This is a genomic window from Candidatus Pelagibacter communis (assembly GCF_001180165.1).
Lineage (GTDB): Bacteria > Pseudomonadota > Alphaproteobacteria > Pelagibacterales > Pelagibacteraceae > Pelagibacter > Pelagibacter ubique_P.
In genome coordinates, this window is record NZ_CVSQ01000051.1 from 67,377 (window position 1) to 85,425 (window position 18,049).

General features: G+C 27.6%; 22 protein-coding genes. 2 read left to right on the top strand and 20 right to left on the bottom strand.

What is annotated here, in order from left to right:
* Nucleotides 1-38: 38 nt before the first annotated feature.
* Genes thiL through AMN88_RS02910 form a run of 10 tightly spaced genes read right to left on the bottom strand, consistent with a single transcriptional unit; the run spans nt 39 to nt 7,388 of the window.
* Nucleotides 39-998: a thiamine-phosphate kinase gene (thiL, locus tag AMN88_RS02865; protein WP_075536331.1), complete on the bottom strand. Its 960-nt coding sequence runs from the start codon at nt 996-998 to the stop codon at nt 39-41.
* The gene (locus AMN88_RS02870) at nt 991-1,395 is read right to left on the bottom strand and encodes a transcription antitermination factor NusB (protein ID WP_075536332.1); all 405 of its coding nucleotides are present in this window, start codon (nt 1,393-1,395) and stop codon (nt 991-993) included. The genes thiL and AMN88_RS02870 overlap by 8 nt, the downstream gene beginning before the upstream one ends.
* Nucleotides 1,392-1,781 carry a 6,7-dimethyl-8-ribityllumazine synthase gene (ribH, locus tag AMN88_RS02875; protein ID WP_075536333.1) on the bottom strand — a complete coding sequence of 130 codons (390 nt, stop codon included), beginning with the start codon at nt 1,779-1,781 and terminating at the stop codon, nt 1,392-1,394. Before ribH ends, AMN88_RS02870 begins: the two co-directional genes overlap by 4 nt.
* Nucleotides 1,781-2,881, bottom strand: a complete 1,101-nt coding sequence (gene ribB / locus AMN88_RS02880; protein ID WP_075536334.1) for a 3,4-dihydroxy-2-butanone-4-phosphate synthase — start codon at nt 2,879-2,881, stop codon at nt 1,781-1,783. Before ribB ends, ribH begins: the two co-directional genes overlap by 1 nt.
* On the bottom strand, nt 2,868-3,461 hold the full coding sequence (locus tag AMN88_RS02885; protein ID WP_075536335.1) for a riboflavin synthase: 594 nt from the start codon (nt 3,459-3,461) through the stop codon (nt 2,868-2,870). The genes ribB and AMN88_RS02885 overlap by 14 nt, the downstream gene beginning before the upstream one ends.
* A gap of 5 nt (nt 3,462-3,466) precedes the next feature.
* On the bottom strand, nt 3,467-4,570 hold the full coding sequence (gene ribD, locus AMN88_RS02890; RefSeq protein ID WP_075536336.1) for a bifunctional diaminohydroxyphosphoribosylaminopyrimidine deaminase/5-amino-6-(5-phosphoribosylamino)uracil reductase RibD: 1,104 nt from the start codon (nt 4,568-4,570) through the stop codon (nt 3,467-3,469).
* A complete protein-coding gene (gene nrdR, locus AMN88_RS02895; protein WP_075536337.1) occupies nt 4,551-5,009 on the bottom strand; it encodes a transcriptional regulator NrdR in 459 nt (152 codons plus the stop codon). Before nrdR ends, ribD begins: the two co-directional genes overlap by 20 nt.
* Nucleotides 5,010-5,012: 3 nt before the next feature.
* The gene (glyA, locus tag AMN88_RS02900) at nt 5,013-6,320 is read right to left on the bottom strand and encodes a serine hydroxymethyltransferase (RefSeq protein WP_075536338.1); all 1,308 of its coding nucleotides are present in this window, start codon (nt 6,318-6,320) and stop codon (nt 5,013-5,015) included.
* A gap of 2 nt (nt 6,321-6,322) precedes the next feature.
* Complete coding sequence (gene rpiB / locus AMN88_RS02905) at nt 6,323-6,748, bottom strand: ribose 5-phosphate isomerase B (RefSeq protein ID WP_075536339.1); 426 nt, start codon at nt 6,746-6,748, stop codon at nt 6,323-6,325.
* 1 nt (nt 6,749) lies between these two features.
* Nucleotides 6,750-7,388 (bottom strand): aspartyl/asparaginyl beta-hydroxylase domain-containing protein, encoded by a 639-nt coding sequence (locus AMN88_RS02910; protein WP_075536340.1) that lies wholly within the window; start codon nt 7,386-7,388, stop codon nt 6,750-6,752.
* Between the two features lie 73 nt (nt 7,389-7,461).
* Between AMN88_RS02910 and hemB the strand changes: the two genes are divergently transcribed.
* Nucleotides 7,462-8,451, top strand: coding sequence for a porphobilinogen synthase (gene hemB / locus AMN88_RS02915; protein WP_075536341.1), 990 nt, complete (start codon nt 7,462-7,464; stop codon nt 8,449-8,451).
* Here the strand turns inward: hemB and recO are convergent, their stop codons facing one another.
* Genes recO through dapA form a run of 10 tightly spaced genes read right to left on the bottom strand, consistent with a single transcriptional unit; the run spans nt 8,452 to nt 15,780 of the window.
* The gene (gene recO / locus AMN88_RS02920) at nt 8,452-9,132 is read right to left on the bottom strand and encodes a DNA repair protein RecO (protein WP_075536342.1); all 681 of its coding nucleotides are present in this window, start codon (nt 9,130-9,132) and stop codon (nt 8,452-8,454) included.
* Entirely contained in the window at nt 9,129-9,797 is a 669-nt protein-coding gene (gene rnc, locus AMN88_RS02925) for a ribonuclease III (protein ID WP_075536343.1), read from the bottom strand. The genes recO and rnc overlap by 4 nt, the downstream gene beginning before the upstream one ends.
* Nucleotides 9,797-10,534 carry a signal peptidase I gene (gene lepB / locus AMN88_RS02930; RefSeq protein WP_075536344.1) on the bottom strand — a complete coding sequence of 246 codons (738 nt, stop codon included), beginning with the start codon at nt 10,532-10,534 and terminating at the stop codon, nt 9,797-9,799. The genes rnc and lepB overlap by 1 nt, the downstream gene beginning before the upstream one ends.
* Nucleotides 10,531-10,917, bottom strand: a complete 387-nt coding sequence (acpS, locus tag AMN88_RS02935; protein WP_075536345.1) for a holo-ACP synthase — start codon at nt 10,915-10,917, stop codon at nt 10,531-10,533. The genes lepB and acpS overlap by 4 nt, the downstream gene beginning before the upstream one ends.
* Entirely contained in the window at nt 10,918-11,637 is a 720-nt protein-coding gene (locus AMN88_RS02940; RefSeq protein WP_075536346.1) for a pyridoxine 5'-phosphate synthase, read from the bottom strand. It abuts the gene before it with no gap.
* The gene (gene pyrE / locus AMN88_RS02945; RefSeq protein ID WP_075536347.1) at nt 11,634-12,221 is read right to left on the bottom strand and encodes an orotate phosphoribosyltransferase; all 588 of its coding nucleotides are present in this window, start codon (nt 12,219-12,221) and stop codon (nt 11,634-11,636) included. Before pyrE ends, AMN88_RS02940 begins: the two co-directional genes overlap by 4 nt.
* Nucleotides 12,178-13,923: a RelA/SpoT family protein gene (locus AMN88_RS02950; RefSeq protein WP_075536348.1), complete on the bottom strand. Its 1,746-nt coding sequence runs from the start codon at nt 13,921-13,923 to the stop codon at nt 12,178-12,180. The genes pyrE and AMN88_RS02950 overlap by 44 nt, the downstream gene beginning before the upstream one ends.
* 21 nt (nt 13,924-13,944) lie before the next feature.
* Nucleotides 13,945-14,502: a 2-amino-4-hydroxy-6-hydroxymethyldihydropteridine diphosphokinase gene (gene folK / locus AMN88_RS02955; RefSeq protein WP_256997784.1), complete on the bottom strand. Its 558-nt coding sequence runs from the start codon at nt 14,500-14,502 to the stop codon at nt 13,945-13,947.
* On the bottom strand, nt 14,429-14,899 hold the full coding sequence (gene smpB / locus AMN88_RS02960; RefSeq protein ID WP_075485158.1) for an SsrA-binding protein SmpB: 471 nt from the start codon (nt 14,897-14,899) through the stop codon (nt 14,429-14,431). The genes folK and smpB overlap by 74 nt, the downstream gene beginning before the upstream one ends.
* The gene (gene dapA / locus AMN88_RS02965; RefSeq protein ID WP_075536350.1) at nt 14,899-15,780 is read right to left on the bottom strand and encodes a 4-hydroxy-tetrahydrodipicolinate synthase; all 882 of its coding nucleotides are present in this window, start codon (nt 15,778-15,780) and stop codon (nt 14,899-14,901) included. The genes smpB and dapA overlap by 1 nt, the downstream gene beginning before the upstream one ends.
* 43 nt (nt 15,781-15,823) lie before the next feature.
* Here dapA and AMN88_RS02970 point away from each other — a divergent pair, with 43 nt between their 5' ends.
* Nucleotides 15,824-18,049 carry a lytic transglycosylase domain-containing protein gene (locus AMN88_RS02970; RefSeq protein ID WP_075536351.1) on the top strand — a complete coding sequence of 742 codons (2,226 nt, stop codon included), beginning with the start codon at nt 15,824-15,826 and terminating at the stop codon, nt 18,047-18,049.

Sequence of the window (18,049 nt, forward strand, 5' to 3'; positions counted from 1 at the left end):
ACAATACAAAAAAAGATAGAAAAGACAACGATTAACTTCTAAAACCGATGAATATAACCTTTGGATTTAGCTCGTATTTGCTTACCTTTTTCGTCGAATATTAAAGATCTATCTTTTCCAGATACAATTTTACCAATTTTAGTTATTTTAATTCCAGTTGTTTTAGAAGCCTTTTGAATGATTCTAGCTTTCTTAATATCTGCAGTAAATAATACCTGATAGTCATCTCCATTAGAAATTAAATTAATTTTATTCAATCTCTGTTTTTTAATTAAATTACTCAATTTATTTGAAACAGGTATTTTATTTTCAAATATGTGAAATGATAAACGTTGTCTATTAATCATTTTTGCTAAATCATCAATTAATCCATCTGAAACATCAATAGAGCTATTTGCAAATTTCAATAAATATTTTGTTAAATTTAAAGGTAGCTTTGGTTTATAATATTTATCTACAAAGAATAATTTATCTTTATTTTTAAATTTAGCTTTATTACTTAATGCATTAAGTCCTAAATAACTATCTCCCAAATTTCCAGTCACATAAATGTCATCATTTGATTTAGCTTTATTACGATAAATTATTTTATTTGAATAACCTAATGAAATAATTGTGAAACTTAATTTATTTGAAAAAGTTGTGTCACCACCACATAAAGCTATGTTAAATTTATTTTGTTCTGATTTAAGTGACTTTGAAATTTTATACAAATTATTTTTTGTAAATGTTTTTTTATTACCTGAACCAGAAATAAAATAAAACTTTGGTGTTACCCCTTTGCAAATTAAATCAGAAATTGATGACCTTAATATTTTTTTAATTACTAAATCAGGGGATTTAAAATCATAAAAATGCGTACCAATATTGTATGTATCAACAGATATAACAACACCTCTTTTTTTATCAAAAAAAACATCATCATTTAGGTTAAGAGCAAATTTATTTTTTTTGGCTATTTTAAAAAAATAATTATTTATTAGATCAAATTCATGCATTGTTAGATCTTAATTTTTTTCCAACGTTATCTAATAAAGCATTAAGATATTTTGTTTGTGAATCTTCAAGAAAAAAATTAGATGAATTCAAATATTCTTTAATTATTATATTAATAGATAAATTTGGCTTATACATAAATTCATAAGTTGCTGCTTTTAAAATTGTTTGAAAAACTTTATCTAATTTTTCAAATACAAAATCATCACCTAATTTATTATTTAATTCATCTAAAATAAGATCATTTCTTTCTATGGTTCCTAAAACAATATCTTTAATAAATTTTTTAAATCTGTGTTTTGGAAAATCTAGATCATCATCTTCATTATAAAATTTACCATATAATTTCTGAATAATTATAACTCTAGGGTTATTTTTGGGATTATAATGAGTTCTCATTTTTGAGATAAAACTGAAATCACAGCTTCTGCAGCTTCAGCACCCTTTTTTCTTCTTGCTCTTGCTTGAGCCATATTTAGACAGGTAATTATTCCATTTCCAATAGGTTTTTTACTATCTATAGATAATTTCATTATGGCATCTGTTGAAGCTTGTGAAATAAAATCAAAGTGTGGCGTTTGACCTTTAATTACACATCCTAAAGCTAAAAAACCATCATATTTTTTTAAATTTTTTGAGATTGTAACTGGAATTTCAAAAGCACCAGGTACTTTAATAATTTTTATTATATTTTTTTTTGGAATTATTTTTAAAGCACTGCTTATTAAGCCATCAGCAATATCTTTATAATAATCTGCTACAACAATTAAATATTTTTTTTTCATCAAATTAATTCCTGTTTTGTAATTTTTATACCATAACCATCAAGACCAATAACTTTTTTTGGTGATTTGGTGATTAATATCATGTTTTTAATTTTTAAGTCTTTAATAATTTGAGCTCCAATACCATAATTTCTTATTAACTTATCATTTCCCTTTTTATAAAAATCTTTGTTTTTATAATCTTTTAAAGTCTGCGTTACTGATTTTAAATTTGAGTCTTTAATAAAAACTAAAACACAATTTTGATATTTTTTAAAATAATTTAAGGTTTTGTTAAATGAATTTGGTAGTGATTGATTGATTAGATAGTTTTGGACAACATTAGATGAAATTACTCTTACTCTTGGAGTAATACCTTTTTTTATTTTACCTTTTATTAATGCGAAGTGCTCTGAACCATCTAAAAGATTCTCATAAATTCTTATATTGTATTTTTGATTTTTTACATCAATTTTGCTTTGCTTTTTCAGTTTAATAAGTTTTTCTTTTTTTAGCCTATATGCGATCAGATCTTCTATCTTTCCAATTTTTAATTTATGTTTTTTTGCAAAATTAAATAAATCCTGACCTTTGGCCATTGTTCCGTCTTCATTCATAATTTCACAAATTACAGCAGAGTTATTTTTTTTTGCTAATTTAGATATATCAACTGAAGCTTCAGTGTGCCCAGCTCTAACAAGCACTCCACCATCTTTGGCTATAATTGGAAACACGTGACCAGGTGAAACAATCTCATTTTTATTTACATTTTTTTTTGATGCAATTTTGATTGTTTTTGCTCTATCTTTAGCGGATATACCTGTTGTTATTCCTTTTTTTGCTTCAATAGAAATTGTAAATGCCGTCTTGTTTCTTGATTGATTTACTGGAGACATTAAAGATAAATTTAATCTTTTTGCTTGAAGTGAATCAAGTGCTAAACAAATTAACCCTCGCCCGTATTTTGCCATGAAGTTAATGTTTTTTGCATTTGAGTCTGATGTTGAAATAACTAAATCTCCTTCATTTTCTCTTTTTTCATCGTCTACTAAAATAAACATACCACCTTTTTTGGCTACGCTTATAATTGACTCTATTGAGGTAAAGTTATTTTTTTTCATTAAAATAATTCCTAACGTATTTAGACAAGATATCTATCTCTATGTTGACTAAACTAGATTTTTTTAAGGTTGATAAATTCGTTTCTTTGTAGGTGTGAGGGATAATCCAAATTTGGAAACCTTTTTTAGTCACTTTTGAAATTGTAAGAGAAATACCATTCACACAGATTGACGCTTTTTCTATTAAGTGTTTTCTTTCTTTTTTTGGTAAATCAAAGTCAAAAAGAAATGATTTATCTATTTTTTTAATACTTAATACTTTACCAACAGTATCAACATGTCCTTGACAAATATGTCCTGAAATTTTTGTCCCATATTTTAAGGGTAATTCTAAGTTTATTTTATCTTTTATTTTTAAAAATTTGAATTTTGATCTAATTATTGTTTCTTTCGAAAGATAAAATTCCATAATTTTGGATTTATATGAAATTAAAGTTAGACAAACACCATCACAGGCAACAGACAGGCCAATGTCTTTATTTGATACTTTAATATTACTTTTTATAAAAATGTTAAGACCTTTAGGTCTTTTAACAATTTTAGTAATAGTACCTTGGTTATAAATTATTCCGTTAAACATTTTTTCTAACTATATAGTGTTATTCGATCTTTTCGTAAATTGAGATTTAGATTAATTTTTGTTTTATATTTTTGATTTAATATATTTTGACTACTAAATTTCAAATATTCGAAGTTTTTAGATAGGTTTTTTGGACTTTTATACAAATAAAATTTATTAAAAATTTTATTCTTAATCAGTGAATTTGTTAATTTATCTCCTCCTTCAATTAACAAATTTCTGCATCCATAATCATGCAATTTTTTCAAAATTAATTTAATGTCAAATCTGTTATTTCTATCAATTTTAGATTTAATTAGATGAATTCCTTTTCTTTTAAATTTTGTAATTTTTGATTTATCAGCTTGATTATAAAAAATTAAAGTATTTTTGTTATTGGAAGATTTAATTATATAACTGTTTATTTTAGAATTTAACTTGTTGTCTAAAATAATTCTTTTTGGAGAAAATTTTTCAAAACCCTTCAAACGACAATTTAATTTTGGATTATCTTTATTAAGTGTTTTGTGAGTAATCATCAAGCTATCATTTTGATATCTCAACATATGTGTAAACTGGTCTGAATAAGAATTTGTAATCTTTTTTTGGTTTTTGCTGTAAATAATATTGTTTTTTGAAATAGCTATTTTGCCGGTGACAAAGGGTAATTTTTTCTTTCTATTAAAAAAATAAGGTAAATAAAAACTTTCAATTTTATTTTTTAATAATCCTTTTTTTACAATTATTTTTTTTGACTTTAAAATTTTAAAACTTTTATTTCTTACTCTTTTGTCTATATCAGTAACAGCATATATTACCTCTGAAATTTTTGATTTTATTATCGCGTCAGTACATGGTGATGTTAAACCATGATGACAGCATGGTTCTAAAGTAACATACATTTTTGAGCCTTCTAATTCTTCAAAACTATTTTTAATCGCATTAAATTCAGCGTGTGGTCTTCCATTAAATGAGGTTTGTCCTATGGAAATAATTTTATCATTTTTGACAATAACACAGCCTACTGAAGGGTTTGATCCAGTCTGTCCATGACGAGATTTAGCCAAGTCTAAGGCTAATTCCATATAAAATTTATCTTTTGATGAAAATTTATCTTTTTTTGTAGACATCAAGCTTGTCCACGAATTGTACGAAATCTTTTTCTTCTCTAAAGTTTCTGTATACAGATGCAAATCTTACATATCCAACTGGGTCTAAATCTTTTAATCCATCCATGACCATTGTCCCAATTGTATTTGTCGATATCTCTCCTTGTCCTAGTTCTTCAAGAGATCTTGAAATATTACTGATGAATTTTTCTATTGTAGCAGTATCTATTGGTCTTTTTTTTAGAGCTATGTAGATCGATTTAGATAATTTATCTCGATCAAATGATGATTTTCTTCCATTTTTTTTAACAACCATCAATTCTCTAAATTGAATTCTCTCAAATGTAGTAAATCTTTCACCACATATGCACAATCTTCTTCTTCTTATTGCGGTACCATCTTCAGTTGGACGTGAGTCTACAACAGATGTATCACCTTTTTTTTCGCACGGACAAATCATTTACTAAAGGTTCTTATATATCGGAAATGAAGAAGTTAAAGAAATAACTTCATTTTTTACTTCGTTTTCTATTTTGCTATTATCTGTTGGGTTTTCAGATAAGCCTTTAAGAGTTTTTGTTATTAATTCACCTACCGTTTTAAACTCATTTAAACCAAATCCACGAGTTGTAGCCGCTTGAGTTCCTAATCTTATTCCAGATGTAATCATTGGTTTTTCTGTATCAAATGGAATACCATTTTTATTACATGTAATGTTTGCTCTAGACAAACTCTCTGCCGCAAGATTTCCTTTTACATTGTAGGGTCTCAAATCAACCAACATCAAATGTGTATCTGTTCCATCTGAATAAATTTTAAACCCATTATTTTTTAAGGTTTCTGCTAACATTTTTGCGTTTGCTAAAACAGATTTAATGTAATCTTGAAATTCTGGTTGTAGCGCTTCAAGAAAGCCAGCTGCTTTTGCCGCAATAATATGCATTAAAGGTCCTCCCTGATAACCAGGAAAAACTGCTGTGTTAAATTTTTTAGCAAGATCTTCATGATTAGTTAAAATTATTCCTCCTCTTGCGCTTCTAAATACTTTGTGAGTTGTTGAAGTAACTACATGAGCATAGTCACATGGATTAGGGTATCCTTTACCAGCAACTAATCCTGAAAAGTGAGCCATATCAACCATCAAGTATGCTCCAACTTTATCTGCTATTTCTCTAAATCTTTTAAAGTCAATTACTCTAGAATAAGCGCTTCCGCCTGCAATAATTAGTTTAGGTTTATGTTCTAATGCAAGTTTTTCAACATTATCATAATCTATCAACTCAGATTCTTTGTCTACATCATAACCTATAGCGTTAAACCATTTACCAGACATTGAAATTTTTAATCCATGAGTAATATGACCACCTGAATTTAAACTCATACCCATGAACGTATCACCTGGGCTTAACAGGGCTAAAAACACTGCTCCATTAGCTTGTGCACCTGAGTGTGGTTGAGCATTTGCAAATTTACAATTAAATAATTTTTTTAATCTTTCAATAGCAAGGTTTTCTGCTACATCAACATGTTCGCAACCATTATAATATCTTTTACCAGGATAACCTTCGGCATATTTGTTAGTCAAAACTGATCCTTGTGCTTCTAATACTGCTTGAGATACTATATTTTCAGACGCAATTAGCTCTATATGTTGTTGCTGTCTAATTAATTCATCTTTAATAGCTTTGTAAAGCTCTGGATCTTTTACAGATAAACTATCCTCAAAAAAACTTTTATAACTATCGTTTAAATAACTTTTTTCGCTTGACATAATTATATTTTCTTAACCCTTCTCAAGTGTCTTCCACCGTCAAATTTTGTATTTAAAAAAATACTTACAAATTTCAAAGCATTTTTTTTGGTTATCAACCGTGACCCTAATGTAATGATGTTTGCATCGTTATGCAATCTGGATAATTTCGTTGATTTTAGATTAAAACATTGTGCAGCGCGAATATTTTTATGCTTATTTGCCGCAATATTCATTCCAGTCCCAGATCCACACACTAAAATACCAACATTACTCTTTCTTGATTTGACTTTTCTAGCAACTTTATGAGCATAGTCAGGATAATCAACGCTGCTGTCATCTTTAGGACCAAGATCTTCAAATTTTATTTTTTTATTTGTTAAGTAATCTTTGATTAGCTCTTTTAATTTAAATCCAGCATGATCTGATGAAATAAATACTTTTTTCAAATTAATTAAATTTATAATCTAAAACACAAGCAACTAAATGTATTCTATTCTCTTCTCCACCATTAAATGCATTGTGATATTTAGTGTTGTTTGTAACCCAAACCGAACCATCAGCAGGCATATGTTTCGCAACATTATCAATTACCATTAAACAACCAGGGTTTGTAATAATAGGTATATGCAATCTTGGTTCAGGATCTCTATGCCAACTTAAAGTTGATCTTGGCTCTTTTAAAAGAATCCTAACTCTTCCAAGTTTATATTTTTTTGAAAGGACATCATAAACCTCTTTAAAGTATGTGTTCTCATAGTCTTTAATAAATTCTGAGTAAGATGATTCATCAATCATTTCGTCTCTAGAAACTTCTTTTCCTGATTTATCAGGTTTAGTCCAGTATACTCCACGAGCTTTATTACCTTTTATTGAATCTGGATCACCAGGTATTTGAGTTAGAGATATAGCACCAAAGTGAGTAACACCTGCATCTTCAAATTTTTTAATCTTAACTATTTGGTGATATGCTTCTTGTAATTTCTCTATATCAAACTTAATTTCTTGTTTCTGGAAATCACTAAAGTCTAAAATCCTATCTTCTTTTTTGATATTTAAGTCTACAACTTTTGAGTTTTCTGTCGCCATCGTGATTGCTTTCTACTCTTTTTTTTGTATATGTGTATATTACATTTGTCGCAATTTAAAAGTAAATTAAAACATGATTATTGGTAAATATCCTAGTCTTAGACTCAGAAGAAGCAGAAAAGATCCTTGGTCAAGAAGATTGATTCAAGAAAATACCTTAAGTCCAAATGACTTTATACTCCCTATTTTTTTAATTGAAGGGTCAAATAAACGACAAGAGATTTCATCAATGCCTGGCGTTTACAGGTATACAATTAATCGATTGAGCCAAATTGTGGATAAAGCAATAAAATTAGGAATACCAATGATAGCTCTTTTCCCAAAGACACAAAACTCAAAAAAAGATGAATTGGGAACAGAATCACTGAATGAAAATAATTTAGTCTGTAAAGCGATACAAGAAGTCAAAAAAAGATACAAAAACCAAATCGGTATAATGTGTGATGTTGCTTTAGATCCTTATACATCACATGGTCATGATGGTTTGATAAAATCTAACACCATATTAAATGATGAAACAATTGAGGTTTTGATCAATCAGTCATTACTACAAGCTGAGATGGGTTGTGATGTACTGGCTCCTTCAGACATGATGGATGGCAGAATAGGAAAAATAAGAAAAGCTTTAGATAAAAATAAATTCCAAAACGTTCAAATATTATCCTACGCTGCAAAATATGCTTCAAGCTTTTATGGGCCTTTTAGAGATGCAGTCGGATCTAAAGGTTCGTTAAAAGGAGACAAAAAAACTTATCAGATGGATTATAAAAATTCTGATGAAGCTTTAAGAGAAGTTGCATTAGATATTAAAGAAGGTGCTGATATGGTAATGGTTAAACCAGGTATGCCCTACTTAGACATAATAAAATCAATAAAAGAAAAATTTAAATTGCCTGTATTTGCATATCAAGTATCAGGGGAATACAGCTTAATTGAAACAGCTGTAACGAAAAAATTAATTAATAAAGATGCTGTATATGAAAGCTTAGTTGCTTTTAAGAGAGCTGGTGCCAATGCAATAGTAAGTTATTACGCTGATAGAATTGATAAAATAATAAAATAATTATTTTAACGTGTTTAAGAATATCAACCTGCTATTTGGATAATTTAAATTATTTGGTCTTAATATAGTTTTATCCAAATAATCGCCTACTAATTTCAAACCGTTCAATAAAGTGCCTAGATCATTAACTTCTATATCTTTTTCAATCAGAAAATTAGGTACATATTTTTTTTCATTTAAAGAACTTGCATAATATACAGTTTTGTTACCTTCTAAATCTTTTACAACTAAATTTTCAAGCGCCAAGTCATATCCCAATATTTTAAATAACTCCAATTCCCAAAATATATATTTTTTTATCCAATCTTTTTCTTTTAAAATTAAAAATAAATTTTGAATTATAAAATAAACTTTATCGTTAGATTGCGACTCTGCTGTTAATATTTTGATCAAATTCATAGCAGATGTAATACAGGATAACTTTTGCTTATGATCAAAATATAATGGAGTATAGGCATTTAAAATTTCAATTTTAAAATAACCTATTCTGTTTTCATTTTTAGAATGGTAATTGACATGGAGTTTATTACCAAGCTGAAGATAATTTTTAATTTTTTTTGAAGTACCGCCAAATATAATTCCGGATATCTTTCCTTTATCTTTTGTAAATAATTCAGCAATTAATGAATTTTCATTATATCTGTTTTTACTTATTAAAAATCCCTCGTCTGACCAATTCATTTTTTATTTGTATTTTTTAAACATTCTATAGCAGCATTTTGTTCAGCTTCTTTCTTTGATTTTCCAGTCGCTATAAAATATTTTGTATTGGGTAATTTTACTCCAACTTTAAATATGGGTTTGTGTCTTGGACCTGTATTTGAAATTAATTTATAAGTAGGTAGTTTTTTAAAGTTTTTTAAAGTTAATTCCTGTAACTTTGTTTTTGCATCGATTTCTGTAACTACACTTTTTTCAATATGATCTTGCCACAAGTTTAAAATTGTTTTTTCAACTATTGTAAAACCTTTATCAAGATAAATAGCACCAATTAATGCTTCACAGCTATCAGATATAATTTTGTCCTCAATTTTTATTTTTTTATTGTTGGGGTTAAATGTTTTAACATAACTAGCTAAATTTATTTTTTTTGCTATATCCAGACAAGTTTTTTTATTAACTAGCGATGCAAATTTTTTATCAAGAATACCCTCTTTTTCTCCTGGATAAATTTCTAAAAGTTTTTTTGCTATCACCAAGCCAAGAACTCTATCACCCAGAAACTCTATCTTTTCATTATTTTCATTTGGATTAAAGCTTTTATGTGTGAGTGCTTGAACAAGTAGATCTTTATTTTTAAATTTTAAATCAATTTTTTTTTCTAAACTTTGATAGTTAATTTTCATTAATTAATTTTATTAAAGGTTCTATTAAATCTTATTGACTTATGCCATTTCCAAAATTCAATAAAACTTCCTATTCTTTTATCTGAAGAGAAAAATATAAATTGAGCTTTTCCTACTAAATTATCTTTATGTACATATCCAACACTTGTTAAGTACCTGCTATCTTTAGAACAGTCTCTGTTATCTCCTAAAAAGAAATAATGATCTTTTGGTACAGTAAACACATCAGAATTTTGATAGGTGTAATCTTTTAAATAAACAGTATGAAATTTTTTACCATTTGAAAGTTTTTCTTCAAATCTATAAACATCCATACTTTTGTTGCCACAGAAAATTGTAGTTTTGTTATTAATTTTAGATTTAAAAATTTCAGAATTATTTAAATATAAATTAGAGTCTATAAATTGAATTTTATCACCAGGTAAACCAATTAATCTTTTAATGTAATCTGTTCGATTATCTGCTGGGGTTTTAAATACAATTACATCACCTCTTTCCGGACTACTAAACATAATTCTTTTGTTTAATATTGGAGGACTAAAAGGAAATGAATGTTTGCTATATCCATAGGTATATTTTGTTACAAACAACCTATCACCTACTAATAAAGTAGGTTCCATGGATGATGATGGAATATAAAATGGTTGTACTAAAAGCGATCTAATTATGACTGCAATTATTAATGCATAAATTAAAGTTTTTATATTTTCTGAAAAAAAATTTTTATCTAATTTCATGATGTTTGAATAATTGCAAATGCAGTTGAATAATTTTTTTCATCCGAAATTGATAAAAAACATTTAAAATTTTTGATTTTAAAGTTCTTTTGTACAATTTTTGTAATTTTTTTATTTTTAACGTAATAAGGCCTTCCCTTTTTGTCATTAACAACTTCTATATCTTTAAAATTTAAATTTATACGAAAACCTGTGCCAAGAGCTTTAGAAAATGCTTCTTTTGCAGCAAATCTCTTTGAAAAATAAGCTACTTTATTGTTTGCTGCATTAGATTGTTTCAATTCTTTAGATGAGTAAATTCTTTTTTTAAATAAAGGATTTTTAATCGATTTTTGAATTCTTTTGTTTTCAACAATATCAACTCCAATACCTAGAATTTTCATTTATTTTTTTATAATTTTTTTAAAGTTTTTAATTACTTTTGAAAGTCCATCAAATATTGACTCTCCGATTATAAAATGTCCAATATTATACTCCTCAATATCTATTATTTTTGTTAACATTTTGGTGGTTTTATAGTCTAAACCATGACCAGCATGAACTTCTAAATTTAAACTTGATGCCAATTTTGCACTTTTTTTAATTCTGTTTAATTCACTAGAATAATTTTTTTTTAATTTAACTAGGTTTGCTAGTTTTCCAGTATGTATTTCAATACAATCAGTATTTAATTTTTTAGCAAGTCTAATGTCATTTGAGGAAGGATTAATGAATAAACTTGTTCTTAACTTTGCTTTTTTAAATTTTTTAATTATTTTCTCTAACTTATTAAGATTGTTTTTTATATTTAAACCTCCCTCGGTAGTAATTTCTTTTCTATTTTCTGGAACTAAACAGATAAAATTTGGTTTTATCTTAAGTGCTTTATTAATAATTTCTTCGTTCATAGAAATTTCAAGGTTTACAGGCACATTTCTTAAACCACAGATTTTTTTTGCATCAATATCATTTATATGTCTTCTATCTTCTCTTAAATGAATTGTTACAGAATCCGCTCCATAACTAATAACTTTTTTAGCTGCGTATAGTGGGTCTGGATGTTTCTCTCCACGAGCGTTTCGTAAAGTTGCGATATGATCTATATTTACGCCTAACCTTTTCACTTAATAAATCTGCTTCCTGGGGTTGTTATTGGTATAGATTTAAGTTCTGGTGGTAATTTATTTGCTTTAAAAGTTGGAACATCAATTTTTAAATGAGATGTTATTCCAGTTTTTATTTTTAAAGATTGTTTGGTTGATCGATCAATAATAGATGCAAATCCAATTAATTTTGCTTTTGATTTTTTAATCAATTTAACACACTCTAAACTTGATTTTCCTGTAGTGATTACATCTTCTATAATTAATACTCTTGCTCCTTTTTTAATATTGAATCCTCTTCTGAGAGTAAATTTACCATTTACTCTTTCACAAAAAATTGTTTCTTTTTTGAGCAATTTTCCAATTTCATATCCAATAATTACTCCTCCCATTGCAGGAGCTAATATTAAATCAATTTTTTTAAATTTTTTTTTAATTTTATTTGCTAAAGATTTACAAATTTTATCAGCTAAATTAGGGAAACTTAAGAGTTTAGCACACTGAATATATTTTGAAGAATGTAGACCTGAGGATAGAACGAAGTGACCTTCTAATAATGCATTAGTTTTTTTTAAAATATTTAAGGATTTTTTGTGTGAAAGCATTTCTTTTTTCTTCGTGTCTAATTATCTTAAATTTTATACTCTTTTGTTTTAGCTCTGCAATAAAATTAGTAAAATTCTTAAGGTTTCTAATAATTAATTTAAATTTAAAATTAATATAATTGGGATTTTTGCCAACCATTTCTAAGCTCGATATATTTAATTTGTGACTTCCAATGAGTGAGCTTATATCTCCTAATTGACCTGGCTTATCAGGTAATGACATCCATAGAGTGGTATTATATTTTTTTGTTTTTTCCTCTTTTTGCTCTCCTTTATCATGCCAATATCTTCTTATTGCTGCTCTAGCTTTGCCTGTTTTAGTAGTTGGTATCCAGTGAAGTGATGGTGAATTATTTTTAGATGTTATTATATTTACTCGATCACCATTTCTTAAAATAGTTTGTAATTCGCTTTTGTTTCCATTAATTTCACAACCAACTGCTGAATTACCAATTTTAGTATGAACAGCATATGCAAAATCTATAGCAGTTGCATCTTTAGGTAATTTTATAACTGAACCTTTTGGTGTAAAACAAAATACGTTTTCTTGAAACATTTGTAGTTTTGTATACTCATATGAATCTTCAGGGTTTTCATTTTTTTCTATAATCTCAACAAGATCTTTTAACCAATCATACTCCTTCCAACTTAAAGAATTAAATTTTTCAGAAGATTTATACTGCCAATGAGATGCGACACCTCTTTCTGCAAATTCGTGCATTTCATATGTTCTAATTTGAATTTCTATTGGTTTTTTATTTGAACCAATTACAGAAGTATGAATAGATTTATAACCATTGATTTTTGGAGATGAAATATAATCTTTAAATTTCCCTGGTATGCAATTCCATTTTTTATGAAAAATCCCTAGAGTTTTGTAACAATCATCTACGTTTTTTAAAATTATCCTAAACCCAATAATGTCTGTTATTTGTTCAAGTGAAACTCTTTTTTTTTGGACCTTTCTCCAAATTGAAAAAGGTGTCTTTTCTCTACCATGTATTTCAGCATTAATTTCATTATCATTTAAGATTTCACTTAACTCAAAAGATTGTTCTTCGAACAAATCTTTTCTGTCCAATTTTATTTCATCAAGCCTTTTTTTTATTAATTTTCTTGCATCATTATTTAAAATTTCAAAAGATAAATCCTCAAGCTCGTCTCTTATTCTGTGCATTCCCATTCTATCAGCTAATGGCGCATAAATTTCCATAGTTTCTTGAGCTATTCTTTTTCTTTTATCCTCTTTAGTAATCGCTTTAATGGTTCTCATGTTATGTAGTCGATCAGCAATTTTAACTAGCAGAACTCTAATGTCTTTTGATGTTGCTAAAATTAATTTTCTGAAATTCTCAACTTTAGAATTAGCTCCAGCTGAATTTTCAAACGCTGAAATTTTCGTTACACCGTCTACTAAATCAGCAACCTCATCACCAAATTCTTGTTTGATAGTTTCATAAGTTGCAAAAGTATCTTCTATAGTGTCATGCAATAGACCAGTTGTAATTGTAGCGCTATCTAATTTTAATTCAGTTAAAATGTTTGCAACCTCAATTGGGTGAACAGAATAAGGATCACCCGAAGCTCTTTTTTGACTCTTATGTGCTTTAACAGCAAAATTATACGCTTTATCCAATTTTTCAGGATTAAGAAATTTATTATAATCCTTAACTTTATTTATAAGTTCATTTGAATTAAGCATAATTAATATTATACCATTAAATCAAATTTGTTTAATAGATCTAATGTCTCTATCAGGAAGCAGAGAAATCAAGGTTTTAACATCAATTTTTTTATCAGGATGAGTCCAATTCTTTTGAATCTCAAATAATGGAAATAATACAAAGTTTCTTTTATGCATCATTTTATGAGGTAAATTAATCTTAGAATTTTTTCTTGATACCAAATTATTAAAATCGATTATATCTAAGTCACATGTACGAGGTGCATTTTTTTTTGCTTTCTTTCTACCTAATTGATTTTCTATAGATTTACATATTTTTAATAGTTCTTGAGGGTTGTAATAACATTTTAATTTTATAATTATATTTAAGAACTTAGGATTTCGTGGGTCCGGCCAGGAAGGAGTTTCATAATAACTAGATACCGAGAGAACATCTAAGTTATGTTCTGCTAATAAAAATTTTGCTTTTTCTATATTTCTTTTTCTTATACCTAAATTTGAACCTATTCCTAAAAAAACAATTTTAGCTTGATTTTCTAATATATCTTGCCTTTTCACGATTCCAATCTCTACTTTTTTTTGTTGCTCTTTTATCATATTGCTTTTTTCCTTTTGCAACAGCTAGTTCTATTTTAGCCTTTCCTTTTTTGAAATACATTTTTGTTGGAACTAATGTGAAACCATCTCTTTGCATTTTACCTATCAATTTATTTATTTCTTTTTTATTAAGAAGCAATTTTCTATCATCTGTTGGATTATGATTAGAGTAACTTGCTTGCTTGTATGGAGATATGTGTGAATTAATTAAAACAATTTCACCTCCCTTTTCAACAGCATAAGACTCAGCGATATTCACCTTGCCCTCTCTTACTGATTTAATCTCTGATCCTTTTAAAACAATTCCAGCTTCAAAAAGATCTTCAAAAAAATAATTAAAACTAGCTTTTCTATTTAAACAAATGATTTTCAAACCAGGATTGGTTTTTTTGTTCATTAAATTAACTTAGCAGACTTAAGAGCTTTTTTTACAATTTCTTTTGTTGTGTCTGTTACTTTTACAAGTGGTAGTCTTACATTGTCATCACAAAGTCCTAAAAGTTTTGCAGCATATTTTACAGGACTAGGATTGCTCTCAACAAACATTGAGTGATGAACTGGTTGTAATATTTTATCTAATCTTTCTGCTTCTTTCATTTCATTATAGGTGTCTGATTTGGAGAATTTTTGAAAATCTGAACAAAGTTTAGGTGCAATATTAGCTGTTACACTAATAGTACCTACCCCACCACGTTTATTAAATTCAAAAGCATTATCATCATTACCTGTTAATTGAATAAAATCTTTGCCCATTTTTTCAAGTGTCTGATTAACTCTATCTAAATCACCTGTTGCATCTTTAACACCAACTATATTTTTTAATTCATAGAGTCTAGCCATTGTATCTACTGACATATCAATCACAGATCTACCAGGAATATTATAGATTATAATTGGAATGCCGCACTTGTCATTAATTGCTTTGTAATGTTGATACAAGCCTTCTTGAGTTGGTTTATTGTAATAGGGTGTAACTATCAAAGCGCCGTTAGCTCCTGCTTTTTCTGCATGTGTTGTTAAAGAAATAGCCTCCTCAGTTGAGTTGGAACCCGTACCAGCAATAACTGGAATTTTTCCATTACTTTCTTTTATACATAAATCTATTACTCTTTGATGCTCATCATGACTTAACGTAGGGGATTCACCTGTTGTACCAGCTGGCACAAGTCCATTAGTACCATTATCGATGTGGAAATGGATTAATTTTATATATGCTTCCTCATCTAGACCATTATTTTTAAATGGTGTAATTAAAGCAACATTTGATCCTTTGAACATAAATACTTATAACATAGTTTAAAGATTCATATACTAAAAGATTATGCTCAAAAAAATATTATTTTTAGGTTTCGCCGTATTCATATTAATATTTTCAAATAATCTCTTTGCTGAAATCAATTCAGTTGTACCTTTAAAAAAACCTATTTTAAGTAAAGAAGAAATTCAAAAGAAAGTATCTATAAACATCCTTAAGCCATTAAAGAAGCCCACGAAAACCAAAGAAATTAAAATCGAAGAAGTGATTGTTAAAAAAGAGTTGGTTTTAAAAGAAAAAAAATTAAGTTTTAAAATACCAAAGAAAAAACCAACTATAGCTGGTACTAGCACAGCTAAGAATATCAAGATTTCAAGATATTATAGCAAAAAAGACTTTGGGTTGGCTAAAAAAGCTATTTCAGAAATGCAGAAAAGTAAATGGTCGTCTGCTCTTAAAATAGCAAAAAAAGCAAAAGACAACTCTATTTATAATTTTATACAATGGAGACATCTTTTAACATCAGGTAACCAGGCGTCCTTTTACGATTATCAAGTTTTTTTAAATAAAAATTCAGATTATCCTAGAATAAGCAGAGTTAAATATCTTGCTGAGCATAAACTATCCACAGAAAGTGTTTCACCTAAAAAAATAATAAAATGGTTTGGAGAAAATGATCCATTAAGTGGTTATGGAAAAATGATACTTGGAGAAAGTCATATTTTAATTGGAGACAAAAATAAAGGTATAAAACTAATTAAAGAAGGTTGGGTTACAGCAGATTTATCCAAAAATGAATTAAAATATTTCAGAAAAAAATATAAAAAATATTTAAATGCAGATGACTATATTAAACGAGCTGATTATTTAGCTTGGAACGGTGATCGTTGGGATTTAAGAAGATTAATAAGGTATCTGCCAAAAGATTACGAACTTTTATATAATGCAAGACATCTTTTAATGAGTAAAGGTTATGGAGTTGACCAAGCAATAGCCAATGTTCCTCAAAAATTTAAGAATGATGCTGGGTTAAACTACGATCGATTGAAATGGAGAAGAAAAAAAGGACGTGTAGATTCTTCAACAGAAATCTTATTGAAAATAAGAAATGATAAAGAGTATTTAGTTAGACCTGACAAATGGTGGAAAGAAAGAGAAATTATCTCAAGAGCATTACTTTATAAAAAGAAATATGAAGTTTCATATAAAATATCAAGCAATCATGGAATGACTGAAGGATCTGAATATGCGGCTGCTGAATGGATGAGTGGATGGATATCATTAAGTTTTTTAAATGATCCAATGACTGCTAAAGATCATTTTAAAAATTTTTATGAAAATGTTAGTTATCCAATAAGTTTATCTAGAGGCGCGTATTGGCTTGGAAGAGCATATGAAAAATTAGGTGAAAAAGAGCAATCTAATAATTGGTACAAAGAGGCTACAAAATATTTAACTACATATTATGGTCAACTAGCTTTTTTAAAATTAAATCCAAATGGAAAATTTGAGTTAGAAAAAGATATGGAAATTGATCCAAAATATAGAATTCAATTTTTTAATAAAGAGCTTGTGAAAATTTCTTATCTTCTAGATGAATTAAAGAAAGATAAATACACAAAACATATTTTAAGACATTTAGCTAATGATAATATAGCAAAAGGTAGTGAGGTTTTGGCTGCAGAATTAGCTACAAGTATAAACAGATATGATTTTGCTATTCAGGTTTCAAAAATTGCCTCTTACCAAAAAAGGTTTCATAATAAATACAATTATCCAATAATTAGTACTCCTAAATATATTAATAAAAGAAAAATTCCAGAAAGTGCTTTGATCTTATCTATAATTAGACAAGAAAGCGAATTTGATTTAGAGGCTAATAGTCATGCTGGTGCAAAAGGATTAATGCAATTGATGCCTTACACTGCAAAATTAGTTTCAAAACAAGCCAAACTTCCTTATTCAAAATCAAGATTAACCACTGATCCAGAATATAATATTAATTTAGGTTCACATTATATTGCAGGTTTAATTCTACAATATGATGGTGCCTATCCTTTTGCAGTCGCTGCGTATAATGCTGGACCCAACAGAGTTAAATATTGGAAAAAAATAAATAAAGATCCACAAAAAAAACAAGTTGATTATGTTGATTGGGTTGAATTAATAAAATTTAGAGAAACAAGAAATTACGTACAGCGAGTAATGGAAAATTATAATGTCTATAGATATATTTTGGAACAACGTCCTGTGACCATGAAAAACTTTTTTATAGATCAGCCTCTATTTTAA